The organism is Neobacillus drentensis (genome assembly GCF_036962765.1).
Taxonomy (GTDB): Bacteria; Bacillota; Bacilli; order Bacillales; family Cytobacillaceae; genus Neobacillus; species Neobacillus drentensis_C.
Map to the genome: position 1 here is coordinate 1 of NZ_JBALOS010000233.1, position 16248 is coordinate 16248.

The window sequence follows — 16248 nt, forward strand, 5'->3', positions numbered from 1 at the left end:
AAATCAGTCAGACAAAGAATATGTATCAAAGAACCCAGCTAATTATTACTGGGTTCTTTGCAACTCTATAAAATGAGAAGGAACTAAAACGAATTAGCCTAAATAGGTTTTTTGTCGTGTACTTTGGATACGATCACTACATTTGTGTGAAAGTTTAAAAATTTACAAATAAGTGCTGCTTTTTTGTAAATACTTTTGTCCCACTATTTTGTACTTTTAAGATAGCTCAAAAAGGAGGAATGAAGGTATGTTTAAGTTGAAAAAAGTATCAATTAGTTTGCTAGTCTTTTTAATGGCCATATCTATACTTGCTGGTTGTAACAGTAATACAAATGGAAAAACCGAAAAAGCAAGTGGCGGGAACAAAGGTGGCAAGATTGTAGTAGGTTTTTCCCAGATTGGGGCAGAGAGCGGCTGGAGAACGGCAGAAACAAAGTCTATTAAAGAAACACTTGGAAACAGTCCTGATTTCGAATTAAAGTTTTCGGATGCACAGCAAAAACAAGAAAATCAAATTAAGGCGATTAGAAACTTTATTGCACAAAAAGTAGATGTGATTGCATTAGCTCCAGTTGTAGAAACAGGTTGGGAAAGTATCTTGAAAAAAGCAAGGGATGCGAAGATTCCAGTCATTCTACTGGATCGTGGCATAAAGGTGAAGGACGAATCCTTGTATACAAGCTTTATTGGGTCGGATTTTATTCTTGAAGGGGAAAATGCCGCAAAAGAGTTGATTAACTTAATCGGTGCAGATAAAGGAGCGAATATTGTTGAACTTCAAGGTACAGTGGGTGCCAGTGCGGCTAACGATCGTAAAACAGGCTTTGCTAATGGTTTAAAGGATAATCCGAACTTCAAGATTATCAAGTCTCAATCAGGCGACTTTACGAGGGTTAAAGGAAAAGAAGTTATGGAAGCGTTTTTAAAGTCTGACGGAAAGAATATCGATGTTGTCTATGCTCATAATGATGATATGGCAATCGGTGCCATTCAGGCAATTGAGGAGTATGGCTTAAAACCAGGTGAAGACATTAAGGTTGTTTCCATTGATGGTGTGAAAGATGCGTTTGAAGCAGCCGTTCAAGGGAAAACAAATATTATTGTCGAATGTAACCCATTACTAGGGCCACAGCTTGCACAAGCAGTAAAGGATTTGAAAGCAGGGAAAGAAATTCCTAGATGGATTAAAACTGAAGAATCTGTATTTGTTGGAAAAGAAGCTGCTGAAGAGGCATTACCTTCAAGAAAGTATTAATAGAGAATTTTCACTTCTCATGAAATGAACGCATCATTATCGGAATTGCTTGTTAAGCAATTCCGATTTTACTATGTGAAAAGTTATTTCCCAATATTCGGACTAATAGTCCCTTGTTTTTCTTGGAAATTTAAAATAATAATAGATTTATACTATGCGGGAGATAAAAATTGATATGAAGCTTTTTTCTTATTTTAATAATAAAAGCATTAGCTTTAAACTCTTATTTTACTTTTTTGTTATTATTATCCTTTGTGTCCTGACATTGACCCTGCTAGGCAGCAGCATCTATAAAAAATCTCTTCAACAAGAAGCAAACTCCTATACGGTCCAAATGATGGAGCAGGTATGGAATCAGATTGAAAAGGACCTTAATGAAAACGATGATATCATCCATTACTTATCAATGGAAGCTGATATTCAGCAATTTATGAATGAAGAAGTTCCTTCTTCTGAACTGCTGGAAAAAGTGAATCAAAGACTAGGTGTCTATAAGGAGCGCCATGGTGAAATGGCAGGGCTCCTCATAGTTAATCAGCGTGGTCAGTTCGCTAGTAATGAGACTTTACCCATTTCAAGGGACTCACTAATAAAAGAGTATTGGTATAAACAGGCGATAAATTCTCCAGATAAGCTTCAATTAATCAGTAATCCTGTTGGAAGGAACATCAAAGAAACAGCAAATTATCAGGTGAATAATTTGTTATCCGTCGTAAAAGCAATTAAAGACCCTTTAACAAATGAAGTTAATGGTGTTATTTTAATAGATTTAAAACTCGATTTTATTAAGAATGTTCTGCAATCAATTAGATTAGGGAAAAGTGGTTTCATATTTATTTTAGATAAAGATGGAAATGTTGTATATTCCCCTGTAAATTCTATTATTTACCGAATCAACCCGGAATGGCTTACCGAAAGAAACACCCATACTATTGAGAAGGTCATCAATCATAATAAGTTTCAAATTATCTACAACACATACCCGTCAATCCAATGGAAGGTTGTTGGTGTATTCTCCTTGGATGAAACAACTGAAGTGGTCTCCAGAGTACAATTTTATACCTATATTATTGGTGTCATAACTTTACTTTTTGCTTCAATCGCTTCCTGGTTTTTTACTAGTTCGATTATAAACCCTGTTAATAAACTAAAAGCATTGATGAAAAACGTGGAAGAAGGAAGATTCGATAAACCTTTTCACCCCAAGTACAATGATGAAATTGGTCAACTTGGCAAAAGCTACAACAAAATGATTCATGAAATTAGCAGACTCATTCAAGTCGTTTATACCGAACAAAAAAACAAACGGGAGGCGGAATTAAAAATATTACAGGCTCAAATAAAACCTCATTTCCTTTATAACACTCTAGATACAATTCAATGGATGGCATATGAATATAAGGCAAATCGAATTGTAGAAATCGTCAATGCTCTTACCACATTATTTAGAATCGGGTTAAATAAGGGAAATGAGTTTATCACTATAAGGGATGAAATAAAGCATGTTGAAAGTTATTTAATTATCCAAATGACAAGGTATGAATCAAAACTTGAATATGAAATTAACGTAGATGAGAAAGTGAAAAATTACCAAATAGTCAAACTTCTTTTACAACCTTTAGTGGAGAATGCCATTTATCATGGAATTCGGAATAAAAGGGGTAAAGGGAAAATTTTGATTCACGTAACACAAGAATCCAATCGTCTGATTTTAATTGTAAAAGATACTGGTATGGGGATGCCAGAAGAGAAAGTAAACGAGTTAAATGAGGTTTTACATAACAAGAATAGCATAGAGCATAAACAACATGGATACGGACTTTTTAATGTGAATGATCGTATTAAGCTGGTTTATGGATCGGATTTTGGATTAACGATTGAAAGCAATTATACAGAATGGACGATGGTAAAAATAAATCTTCCCATCGAAACATAACCTGATTATTCTAGTATTATCTCATTTGGAGGGATATTCAATGTTGAAACTTTTAATTGCAGATGATGAAGTGATTATTAGAAGGGGATTAAAGGCTGCAGTTGACTGGGAGAAGTTCTCTATTCAGGTGGTCGGAGAAGCGGAAGATGGGGAACTTGCTTTAGAAATGGCCAAGGAACTAAGGCCTGATATATTATTTCTTGATATTTGTATGCCATTTCTAAACGGATTAGATTTAATAAGACAATTGGAAAAAATTTTACCTGATTCTCTTTTTATTTTAATTACTGGACATGACGAGTTTTCTTATGCCCAGCAAGCAGTCCGCTTGGGAGTTTTTGACTATTTATTAAAACCGGTGAATGTGAAGGAATTGGAGAATGTGATTGAAAGAGCATCTGAGGAATTAAAAAGTAGAAACCATCTGCAAAATCGGGATAAGCAATTTGAGGGAAATCGAGAATTATTAAAAATAGATTTTCTTCAAAAATGGATAGGGGGGGTAATACCGAAGGAAGATCTTAAAGATGAATGTCATTTATTTAATATTAAGCTTGATGGGCCTATAGGTGTGTCTGTAATAAAACTTTTAAATATCGATTTACATATAGCTGAAGAATTTTGGAACGAAAATTTGTTAGCGTTTTCACTAGGGAATATTATCAAATATCTTTTATATGATATTCCAACTGCTGAATTTTTTGAAGATAAACAAGGGCATGTAGTCATTCTATTACCTGTTGACCGAGCAGAGGATATATCAGTCATCAACCAACTTATTAAGGAAAAAGCAGAAACATTCCTTGGTAAAACCATTGTTTATTCCGAGAATATAGCTCTTATGACAAGAGAAATACCTATTATTTATCAAAAGTTGATTAATCAATTAAACTCTTATACCAATGTGTCACCGATCGTTGTTTTGGCAAAGAATTATATTGACCAACGATATTATGATCCATTAATAACCTTAAACGAAGTGGCAAGCAGTGTTCAAGTTAGCCCATCCTATTTAAGCAAACAGTTTAAAAATGAATTAGGTGCATCTTTTATTCAATATTTAACTAAAGTTAGAATTGAAAAATCTCTTTTGCTTATGAATGACCCGTATTTAAAAGTTTACGAGATTTCGGAAAAGGTAGGATATAGCACTCAGCACTACTTTTGTAATGCATTTAAAAAAGCAGTGGGAATTTCACCTAGTTCCTATAGGAGTGGAAACAGGAAGTGAGACTAAGGAAGGTTTTAATTAAACTTACGATCCTCGGAACGGCGCTTGGTCTGATTTTTTTTGGAGGCTTTGGTGAGTTTACTAAAAGCCGAACAGCAAATTCACCAGGTCAGGTAGAATTTCTGATTGGTGTTTCTCAACCTAACTTAAACGGATCTTGGCAAATACAAATGAATAAGGAAATTAAAAATGAAATCGCTCGCCATGATGATACAAGAGTAATCTTCACAGATGCAGCACAAGATAATGAGCAGCAGATTCAAGATATAAATACACTTATGAGATATGGGGTAGACCTTTTAATCGTATCAGTCGACAATGCAATTACACTAACCCCCGTGATTTCAGAAGTGTATAAAAAAATTCCTGTAATTGTCTTAGGAAGAGGAGTTAAGGGGTATGACTATACCCTTTATATTGGTTCTGATAATCAATTAAACGGGAAAATGGCTGCAAAAGAGGCCATTAGATTATTAGGTAATGCACAAGGTCAAATTATCGAGATCGCAGGCAATAAGGATTCACTTCAAGCAGAGGAACGTAGTAGAGGCTTTCATGAAACAATACGGAAGGAATCCAGCCATACAAGAATCCAATCGATTAATGGCAATTGGTTAAAAGATAATGCGGAAGACGAACTGAAAGGTTTGCTCAAATCAGGAGTAAAGCCCAATTTGATATATGCTCATAATGACGCGATGGCATTAGGAGCATATAACGCTATTAAACAATTAATGCTTGAAGGTATAAGAATTATTGGCAGTGATGGACTAAATGAAGAGAACGGTGGTCTTCAACTAGTCCAAAAAGGTCTAATTGACACAACGTATATAACTCCAACTGGCGGAACAACGGCAGCACAGTATGCCATCGATATTTTACATAAGGTTCCTGGCCTTCCTAAGAAGATTATATTACGAGACCACGAAGTCAATATTAGTAATGTGGATTCCTATTTAAAAGATGTAGACAGCGAATCTATTCCAAACATTACGAACAAGCACAGTGGAATAAAACTCGGTTTCGCACAGGTAGGTTCAGAGAGTGAATGGAGGTCAGCGAATACCGATTCCATTATTTCAGCGGCAAAGGAAGCAGGAGTTAAGTTAATTCTTAAGAATGCTGACAATAATCAAAAAAAACAAATTGACATCATCCGCGATTTTATTAAACAAGATGTAGATGTGATTGCCTTTTCACCTAAGACAGAAGAAGGCTGGGACCAAGTGTTGAAGGAAGCAAAAAACGCAGGCATACCGATCATTCTTTCTGATCGTGAAATAAATGTGGATGATCAGTCACTTTGGACATCTTTTATTGGCTCAGACTTTGTCGAGGAAGGAAGAAGAGCAGGGAAATGGCTGGCTTCAGATTCAGAGTCAGCTAAGGCACCTCTTAATATTATTGAAATCGAAGGGACTGTAAATTCTGCTCCAGCAGTCGATCGTAAACTAGGATTTAATGAGATTATACAGCAGGATCCAAAATTTCAGCTTTTAAAATCCTATTCCGGAGATTTTACATTTGATAAAGGTAAAAAAAGGATGATTGAAGCGTTAGAAACCTATGGTAAAAAAATAAACGTTGTCTACGCACATAATGATGATATGGCATTAGGTGCTATTCAAGCGATAGAAGATTATGGTTTGAATCCTGGGGTTGACATAAAAATTATTTCAATTGATGGTACCAAAAAGGCCTTTAACTCTCTCAGCTTAGGCAAGATGAATTTTACTGTTGAATGTAATCCACTACTTGGTCCCCAGTTAATGAAAGCAATAAAAGACTTAGAAAATGGAATAGAAATTCCTCAAAAGATCATTACAGCAGAAGAAACATTTGACCAAAAACAGGCCAAAAAAGAATCTTACCGAAGGTCCTATTAAATTTGAAAGTTATCAATAAACTCTTGGAAGATTATCCAAGAGTTTATTTTTATGAAATAAAATGGAAATTTACAAAAAATACTTTTTTTTTTTAAATACTTATAAAATGGAATTTTTTATACTGTTACTAACTTCTTATCGAAAAGAATATTACGAATTAGGTAGGTGTTAATTATGAATGAAGAGTATTTGCTGAAGGTAAAGAAAATTTCAAAAACCTTTCCAGGCGTAAAAGCCCTGATAAATGTAGATTTTTGTTTGCGAAAGGGTGAGATTCATTCGTTAATGGGTGAAAATGGTGCCGGCAAATCTACCTTGATAAAGGTACTAACTGGTGTTTATGAAAAAGATGAAGGACAGATTTATTTACAAGACCAACTGATAAATCCGGGATCAGCAGAGGAAGCACAAAGGCTAGGAATTAGTACGGTATATCAGGAAGTCAATCTTTGTGAGAATTTATCTGTGGCAGAAAATATTTTTATTGGAAGAGAGCCTAAAAAGAATGGAAGAATTGATTGGAAAGAAATGTACCGGAGAGCTGAGATATTACTTAAAGAGAAACTAAATATCGAAATTGATGTCAAGCAAATTCTATCCTCCTACTCGACGGCAATTCAACAAATGGTCGCCATAGCGAGAGCAGTTGATATATCAAGTGGCGTCCTAATACTAGATGAGCCGACATCTAGTTTGGATAACAATGAAGTTAAGAAGCTTTTTGAAGTGATGCGATACTTGAAAAGCAAGGGAATGGGAATTGTCTTTGTCTCCCATTTTCTTGATCAAGTTTTTGAAATAACCGATCGAATAACGGTACTAAGAAACGGTGAACTGATTGGGGAATATAAAACGAACCAATTAACAAGAACGGAATTGGTGTCGAAAATGATTGGAAAAGAGTGGGGTGAGTCATCGAATACCCGCAAGCAAGTAACAAAAATAGAAAAGATTGACTTTCTTAGGACGAACCGTTTGGAGAAAAAAGGCTCCATATATCCTATTACTCTATCTATAAGAAAGGGTGAAGTGTTAGGATTGGCCGGACTGTTGGGTTCAGGGAGAACGGAACTAGCCAAATTACTATTTGGCATTGATTCTTCGGATGAAGGTGTCCTTGTCATTGATAACGAGAAAATGAAATCGATGAATCCGAAACTGGCGATGGGAAAGGGTCTAGGTTTTTGTCCGGAAGATCGCAAGGTGGAAGGAATTGTAGGAGAATTAACCATACGAGAAAATATTATGCTGGCACTGCAAACGAAAAAGGGAATTTTTAACTATATCTCAATGAAAGAACAGAAGGTGATTGCCCAAAAATATATTGAACTGTTGAACATAAAAACTCCAAGCATGGAACAGAGGATTGAGAACTTGAGCGGGGGAAACCAGCAAAAAGTCATTCTTGCCCGATGGCTTGCCACAAATCCAAAGCTATTAATTTTGGATGAACCTACTAGAGGAATCGATGTAGGCTCAAAGGCGGAGATTCGAAATTTAATTCTAGATCTCGCTGCAGAAGGGATGAGTATCCTGTTTATTTCTGCAGAATTGGATGAAATGGTTACATGCTGTGACAGAGTGGTTGTATTAAGAGACCGTTATCAAATTGGTGAATTAGAGGGAGAGCAAATGAGTGTAACCAATATTATGGAAATGATTGCTGAAGGAGCTGGTGTCGTTGAAGCAAGCCATAAATAGTTTTATTCAAACAAAAATCTTTTGGCCCTTGGTTGCGCTAGTTTTTCTTTTGCTGATAAACTTCCTCTTGATCCCGGGATTTTTCCAACTAGAGGTTAAGAATGGACATCTATTTGGCAGCTTGATTGATATTCTTAATCGCGTTATTCCACTTCTTGTTATTGCGATTGGTATGACGCTCGTTATTGCAAAAGAAGGAATCGATATTTCTGTCGGCTCTGTCCTTGCGATTTCCGCAGCTGCAGCGGCCGCATTGCTTGATTCTACTTCCGTTCCAATCGCATTGTTTTCTGCCATTGTAATCGGACTAATATGTGGACTATGTAATGGCATCTTGATCGCCTACTTTGAGATCCAACCAATGATCGCTACTTTGATTTTATTGACAATTGGCCGAGGGATTGCTCAATTAATTACAGGTGGACAAATATTAACGATTAATAATGAGGCCTACGGATATGTTGGAAAGGGATTCTTGTTTGGATTGCCTTTTGCGATCTATATTGGTCTAGCCGTTCTCGGCATAATCTTATTCTTAAAAAAGAAAACTGCGCTAGGGTTATTTTTGGAATCAATAGGTTCTAATAGGGCCTCAAGTAAATTTGCAGGAGTTCAGCCTAGAAAAATCATTCTGATTGTATATATGATTTCGGGTATTTGCGCAGCGATTGCTGGCATTCTTGTAAGTTCAAATGTTAGTAGTGCTGATGCTAATAATGCTGGGCTTTGGATTGAGTTAGATGCTATATTAGCGGTGGTTATTGGCGGGACCTCCATGCGCGGTGGGAGATTCTACCTTGGGGGAACCGTCATTGGTGCATTGTTTATTCAGACACTGTCCACTACCATTTATTCAATGGGAATCAGGCCTGAAATTACTATGGTTGTAAAAGCAATTGTGGTGATTTCCGTTTGCCTCCTCCAGTCAGAGGAATTTAGAAAACTAGTAAAACAACCTACTATGAAGAAGAAGGTGAGTGAAGCATGAAACAGTCTGGTATTCGAATCAATGAAAACAATATCATTATTGTTGCGACCCTTCTTTTAATTATATTGTTATATGGATATGGATCGTTTTCCTTTACAGGATTTTTCAGCATGCAGGTGTTTCTAAATTTGTTTATTGATAATGCGTATCTAATAATTGTAGCGACAGGCATGGCCTTTGTTATTATTACTGGTGGTATTGATCTTTCTGTTGCATCTTTTGTTGCCTTTATAAGTATGGTGACGGCCTCCTTATTACAGCATGGCGTCAATGCTTATTTGGTAATTCTCATGACGCTAGTAATCGGAATTCTCTTTGGTGCGGGGCAAGGGTACCTCATATATAAGTTTCATTTACACCCTTGGATTGTCACACTAGCAGGAATGTTCTTTGCTAGAGGGTTATGCTATTTGATCAATACAGAAAGCATTGAGATCACAGATAACACGTTTATTGCCCTTTCAGATTTTAAAATTTATATTATGGGAGAAAACTATATTTCTTTAGGTGCGACTATTTCACTGATTGTTGTGGGAATCGCCATATACATTTCAAAATACACAAGGTTTGGCCGTAATGTTTATGCAATTGGTGGGAATGTTAATTCAGCCAAGCTAATGGGGCTCCCTGTGAAAAAAACAACGATTTTGGTCTATACACTATCTGGCTTTAGCTCCGCACTTGGAGGTTTTGTTTTTACCATTTATATGCAGTCAGGTTATGCGCTTCACGTAATGGGAATGGAGATGGATGCTATTGCAGCCTGTGTGATCGGAGGGATCCTATTAACTGGAGGTGTTGGTTATCTAGTTGGCCCAACGTTAGGAGTCCTAAGCATGGGGATTATTCAAACCATTATTATGTTTCAGGGTACATTAAGTTCCTGGTGGACAAAGATTGCGGTAGGCTTTTTACTCTTTCTCTTTATTTTACTGCAGCGGCTTATTGTAATAAAACGAGGGAAAAAGAAAGTCATTTCTTCCACAGAACCAAGTGTTCAGACAGAAAAGGCAGGTCAGCACGCCACTATATAATTAAAAGGAAAATAGGATGGCTTCACATCCTATTTTTTTTAAATTATTCAATAGTTGAAGAGAAATAGGTAAAAATAATTATTCGAAAATTGCAAAAATAAACGTCTTATTGTAAATCAATTTTACAAAATTCTTGTTAAAGTGGTAATTGAAAATAAAGTAAAGAGGAGGAGATACATACATAGATTCTATCATTTTATGAGTGTCAAATTGAAAGCGATTCATTCAAATGTAAGTTAATTTAAGGGAGGCTAGAAAGAAGTATGAAAAAGAAGCTTTTTGTCTGTTTATCAACGTTAACAGTTGTCCTTTCACAGTCAGTGGGACTTAGTACATTACCCCCATCTTCAGTAAAAGCGGCAGAAAATGTTAAGGCCCATGGTCTTAAAGGTGAGTATTATACCTCTTCAGGTGAAGGAAAATTTGATTTCAATGAATTGAAAACAACCATAGTAGATTACGATATTAATTTTCCAGAACTAAACCCAACATTCGATATGTTCACCGGACAAAATGATAATGTTGCAGCTCGGTGGACTGGAAAAATTGTTCCAGAAACTACAGAAGATTACACCTTTTACATGAAAGGTGATAATGGGTTCAGAGTCTGGATTGATGGGAAATTAGCTATCGATTTTTGGGAGGATAAATGGGACATTGAACAGAAAAGTGCACCTATTTCGTTTGAAGCAGGTAAAGAATATGACATAAAAATTGAATACTTTGAGCATTTTGGAGGGGCCAATTTAAAATTGTATTGGTCCAGTGATAATGTAGAAAAACAAATTGTGCCAAGGAGTGCCTTTTTCCTTCCAGATAATGCTGATTTAAGCGGAGGTATCAAAGAGGCAAAGGTTTTAGAAGATGGGAAACATATTGAGTTAACGTTCAATCAGGCCCTAGCTGCTTTGCCGGCCGGGCTTAACGATCATTTTAAAATCAATGTTTTTGGCCGTGACTGGGCATTCAATCAACTTTCCTTAAAGAAAAATGACCCCTCAACTTTGGTCATAGAAACTGTCGAACCTGTCTACGAACGAACAGCAAACCAAGTGTTAATCAAGTATGACGGTGAAGGGAAAATCGTTACGAACGATGGCGAAGAAGTAGCTGCATTTCTTAATAGAGCAGAGAATTTCTCACAATTCAATATAGAATCACCTTGGGCTGATAAAGTGGATGAAAATAATGTTTTATCAGAATATCCAAGACCGCAACTCGTAAGAGACAAATGGATGAACCTAAATGGGAAGTGGGAATTTCAACGTGCTTTAAATGGTGAGGTTGTTCCTTCAGGGAAAAAATTAAGCGAATCCATTCTTGTCCCATATGCTGTGGAATCAGCATTATCCGGGATCGAAAGACCCGAATCACATATGTGGTATAAAAGAAGTTTTACCATTCCATCCGATTGGAAGGGTGATCGCGTTAAATTAAATTTTGATGCAGTTGATTATAAAACGGTTGTGTATGTGAATGGACAAAAGGTTGGCGACCATATTGGCGGTTATGATGCTTTCAGCTTGGACATAACCGACAATTTAGTTAAAGGAAAAAATGAATTAATCGTAGAGGTATATGACGAGACAAAAGGCGGGCAGGCAAAAGGAAAACAAACCGCTAATCCAGAGGGTATCTGGTACACATCTACATCTGGGATCTGGCAATCTGTATGGTTAGAGCCTGTTTCTGAAGCAAATATTGAGTCAATAAAAACAGAAGCAGATATCCATGAAAATAAAGTTAGTCTGTCAGTAAGAGGTACGAATCTCGAAAACAAAACGATCGAGGCAATTGTCTATAAAAACGGCAAGAAAGTGAGTGAATCTACTGGTAAAGCAGGGGAAAAGTTTTCCTTACCTGTACCTGAGCCACGTTTATGGACAACAAAAGATCCGTTCTTATATGATTTGCAAGTCAATGTTATGGATAACACTGGGGTTGTAGATACAGTCAAGAGTTATTTCGGCATGCGGGAAATTTCCCTTGGTAAGGTCAATGGTCAACTCCGTCCATTATTAAATGGAGAATTCATTTTCCAAATGGGACCTTTGGATCAAGGCTACTGGCCAGAGAGCGGCTTAACAGCCCCAACGGATGACGCATTAAAATTTGATATTGAAAAGACAAAGAATCTTGGCTTTAATATGATTCGAAAGCATATTAAAGTGGAACCAGAACGCTGGTATTATTGGGCAGACAAAATGGGGATGATCGTATGGCAGGATATGCCGAGTATGGATGGTGCAGTGGAGTATCGAAAACAGTATGAACACGAATTCAATGAAATGATACAAGAAAGGTATAACCATCCATCCATTTTCTTGTGGACTGTATTTAATGAAGGCTGGGGACAGTATGATACCGTCCGGATGACAAAATGGGTTGAGAGTCTTGATCAAACTCGCCTAGTCTCTAATGCAAGTGGTTGGACGGATGCTGGAGTTGGGGATGTATTAGACTGGCATACGTATACAGCTCCAAGATCGCCGCAAGTAGAAGAGAATAGGATTGCCGTTATTGGAGAATATGGTGGACTAGGATTAGCAACACCGGGACATGAGTGGGGCACAACAGGCTGGAATTATGTCATGTTGAAAAATAAAGAAGAAGTTACGAATACGTATGTTGACTATATTAATTCCTTAAAAGGCTTTATGTATTCGAATGGTCTTAGTGCGGCAGTATACACTCAAACTACAGACGTAGAAGGTGAGTTAAATGGGCTGCTAACTTATGACAGAAAAATGGCAAAGGTAGATGAAAAGCTCGTTCGCGAAGCTAATCAATCCTTAATCGAACTTTCATCCCCACGAAATCTATTAAAAGTAAAAATTCAGGATGCACAGGATGTTCAGAAAGCTTCACCAAGGGGGGATGGACCAGGAGAATATTCCAAAGATGCCATGGAATTTTTAAAGAACTCCATTAAAGAAGCAAATAAAGTTTACCATGGCAAAAACACAACTTCCGAACAGCTATTTGCTGCAGTAGGTAATTTAACGCAACAAATAAAAGACTTTAAGGATAAAATCAATGCGCCAATTGATAAGGATGCGAAAGTTGATCAATTTGATTCAGCGACATTGTCAAATAGTTGGTCTGTTTTCCGCGAGGATGCTTCCAATTGGAGCTTATCAGAGAACCCAGGACGTCTAACAATTACAACCCAAGCTGGTGACAGCTATCAGGAGATCAATACAATTAAGAATGTTTTCCTTCAGGATGCTCCAACTGGAGATTTTGAAATTACGACAAAAGTGAATGCTGCTGTTCGAAATAATCATGAACAGGCTGGATTGTATATTTGGCAGGACGAAGATAATTATATCCGCTTAGGTCACGTTTGGGATAATGGTTTGAAGCTCGAAACAGCTAAGGAAGAGGCTGGGAAGTATAGTAAACCACAAAATATGGCGGCGCATCCAGGCGATGACACAGTTTATTTAAAAGTGAAAAAAACTGGTAATGTCTATTCAACCTTCTTCTGGTCAAATGGAAAATGGGAAAAAGCGGCTGACCCAATCACATCTACTATCAATGTGAGTATGGTAGGTTTATACGGTACGAGTACGGGAAGCAGTAAAAATGTAAAGGCAAGTTTTGATTATTTTACTTTGCAAAGTCTTCAAAACTAAGACTGGGATACAGGTATTTAGAGGGGAGTAAAGATGCTAGCTATACTTCCCTCAGACTGTCGACAACTCCGAAATAATGGGTATTGTCGACAGTCTTTTTTGATAGTGGAATTGGAAAGGGAGGAAACATTATGAGCAAAAATGACAAATAGCAATTGCTTTTGGAAAGCCACATAACAAAGGGAAATGGTGATTAACTTTAAAAACGGTAAACTCAAATGCTACTAAGACTGTTTTTCCAGAGGAAAGTTTTTCTGTAACTTATAGTGGAGCACAACCGGTGATAATAAATTTGTTTATTGTATTTTGTAAGATAAAGAAGGTGTCCTAAAATATTATGGCAAATTATTAAAAGAGGCAGAATGTCCTGGCGGAATCGAAATAAATAAGAGAATTAGAGAATAGGAGGAACAAGTATGAAAAGAATAATAGGAATACTCTTGGCAATCATCCTCTTTGCAGGCACGATTAACATTCCCACGAATGTTAATGCTGCAGATCCAACTATGGATGGTCATGGTTTACTGGGTGAATTCTATAAATCTGAACAAAACCCTAATAATCCAGTAGATATTAATGTATTTAATTTCAATGATTATCGAGGAGAAAGAGTTGTTGGAAATTTAAATGGTGATTCTTTTGGGAGCATTTTTAAACAATTATCAGGAACACCTGATTATAATACTGCACGTTTTACAGGAACCATAGTACCAGAATATACAGAAGATTATACCTTTCATATGGAAGGTGATGATGGGTTCAGACTATGGATTAATGGAGAGATGATCATTGACTTTTGGCAGCAAACATGGGAAGTCCCACAAGTTAGTATCCCAGTATCTTTGAAAGCAGGAAAACATTATGATATTAAAGTTGAATATTTACAAGGCTGGGGGGGGTCTTGGCTTCGTATGGAATGGGAAAGTGCAAGCAAGAAAAGAGAAGTAGTTCCAGAATCAGCACTATATTTGCCGCCAGATTATATGATTAAAACTAAAAAAGGTGATTTAACAGCAGAAATTCAAAAGATAGATTATTTAACAGAAAACTTTGCAGACAAAGTAAAAGGAAACGTATTAAACAAATTAAAGGCAAAAAAAATTACTGTGGAGAAATTGCTTGACACAATTAATGCCAAAAAGATTAATGCTAGAGAAAAGGTAGAATTATTAATTAAGGCGACTGAGACCTTATCTATTGCCCGTTCCAATTTTATGAAGGAAATGGGAGTCACAAGTTCTTCTATTTCTGACAAATTTAACAACCCATTATATCAAGGACAGGATCCATTTGTTACGTATAAAGACGGATTTTACTATTTTGTATCTTCTAGTAACTTAGACTCTAACAATAAAGTTTATGTATCCAAATCTCGTACCCTGACTGATCAAGGCGAAAAGGTATTGGTATTTGATTCACAAGGAACACAAACTCGTATTTTTGCTCCGGAAATCTTCTTCTTTGATGGCAAATGGTATATTTATTACTGTGCCGACTTAAAAGATTATGGTTACAAACATATGGCAACGGTTTTGGAATCTGTCACAGATGACCCACAAGGGGAATATGTGGATAAAGGTGCCATATATACTGGTGAAAACGGTGTATATAAACAAGCAAACGACTTTACGGTATTTGACTATAATGGACAACTTTATGCTGTTTGGGGTACCTTAGGCTCCGGAGAACCAATCGGTCCGGCAATCGCTCCAATGGATAACCCTTATACGATTACAGCAAACCGATCTTTCTTACCAGGAGGCGGCGGTGAAGGTCCACGTGTATTACAAAAAGATGGAAAAGTTTTTATCACTGTTTCAGAAGGTGACTATGCATCAAATGATTATCGTTTATCTTATTTTACGAATTCAGATGGGGATATCTTAAACGAGGATTCTTGGACACGTACAAATAATGTGTTTGTAGCTACCAGTGATGTATCTGGTCCTGCAAGAGCAGGATTTGTAAAATCAGCAGACGGTAAGGAAGATTGGATGATTTATCATTCGCGTGTATATCAAGATACTGGACGTAACTGGTGGCGACAAGTAAATATTAAGAAATTCGGCTGGAATGAAGATGGAACACCTAATTTCGGTAAACCAGTTTCTTCAAATGAGTGGCAAGAATTTCCTTCTGGCGATTTAGGACAAGGTGATATGTATCAAGCAGAAGATGCTATTCTCTATGGAGATATTACAAAAGACAATAGCCATGCAAATTATCAAGGAACTGGTTATATTAACTTGCCAAACAAATCAGGTGCTGAAGCAAGTTTTGTGGTAAATGCAGAAGAAGCTGGTGATTATATCGTAGGTGTGAGATATGCTTATGGTGTACAAGTGGATGGAGAATCTACTAATAATCCTACGACACAATTGCCTGCAAGAGCAAATATCAATGTATATGTAAATGGTGTTCATGTAAAAACAATTTCACCAGATAAAACTCCAATCAGCTGGGATGAATGGTTTACTGCTTCAGAACGATTGGGCTTAAAAGCAGGTAAAAATGTAATCAGTTATCGGATTGATAATGGTTCCATAGGCAATGTAAATTTAGACCATTTAACAATGTAT

Annotated in this window: 9 protein-coding genes; all 9 read left to right on the forward strand. The window is 36.7% G+C overall.

What is annotated here, in order from left to right; translation table 11 throughout:
• Positions 1-247 precede the first annotated feature (247 nt).
• A complete protein-coding gene (locus V7137_RS24325; RefSeq protein ID WP_335700458.1) occupies positions 248-1255 on the forward strand; it encodes an ABC transporter substrate-binding protein in 1008 nt (335 codons plus the stop codon).
• Positions 1256-1430: 175 nt separating this feature from the next.
• On the forward strand, positions 1431-3191 hold the full coding sequence (locus V7137_RS24330) for a sensor histidine kinase (protein WP_335700459.1): 1761 nt from the start codon (positions 1431-1433) through the stop codon (positions 3189-3191).
• Positions 3192-3231: 40 nt separating this feature from the next.
• A complete protein-coding gene (locus tag V7137_RS24335; protein ID WP_335700460.1) occupies positions 3232-4422 on the forward strand; it encodes a response regulator transcription factor in 1191 nt (396 codons plus the stop codon).
• Positions 4419-6308 (forward strand): substrate-binding domain-containing protein, encoded by a 1890-nt coding sequence (locus tag V7137_RS24340; RefSeq protein ID WP_335700461.1) that lies wholly within the window; start codon positions 4419-4421, stop codon positions 6306-6308. Before V7137_RS24335 ends, V7137_RS24340 begins: the two co-directional genes overlap by 4 nt.
• Before the next feature lie 174 nt (positions 6309-6482).
• A complete protein-coding gene (locus V7137_RS24345; protein ID WP_335700462.1) occupies positions 6483-8009 on the forward strand; it encodes a sugar ABC transporter ATP-binding protein in 1527 nt (508 codons plus the stop codon).
• Complete coding sequence (locus V7137_RS24350) at positions 7990-8997, forward strand: ABC transporter permease (RefSeq protein ID WP_335700463.1); 1008 nt, start codon at positions 7990-7992, stop codon at positions 8995-8997. Before V7137_RS24345 ends, V7137_RS24350 begins: the two co-directional genes overlap by 20 nt.
• Positions 8994-10031, forward strand: coding sequence for a galactofuranose ABC transporter, permease protein YjfF (gene yjfF / locus V7137_RS24355; RefSeq protein ID WP_335700464.1), 1038 nt, complete (start codon positions 8994-8996; stop codon positions 10029-10031). The genes V7137_RS24350 and yjfF overlap by 4 nt, the downstream gene beginning before the upstream one ends.
• A gap of 263 nt (positions 10032-10294) precedes the next feature.
• Positions 10295-13669 (forward strand): PA14 domain-containing protein, encoded by a 3375-nt coding sequence (locus V7137_RS24360; RefSeq protein WP_335700465.1) that lies wholly within the window; start codon positions 10295-10297, stop codon positions 13667-13669.
• A gap of 416 nt (positions 13670-14085) precedes the next feature.
• Positions 14086-16248: family 43 glycosylhydrolase (locus V7137_RS24365; protein WP_335700466.1), on the forward strand; the 2163-nt coding region annotated here is incomplete at its 3' end.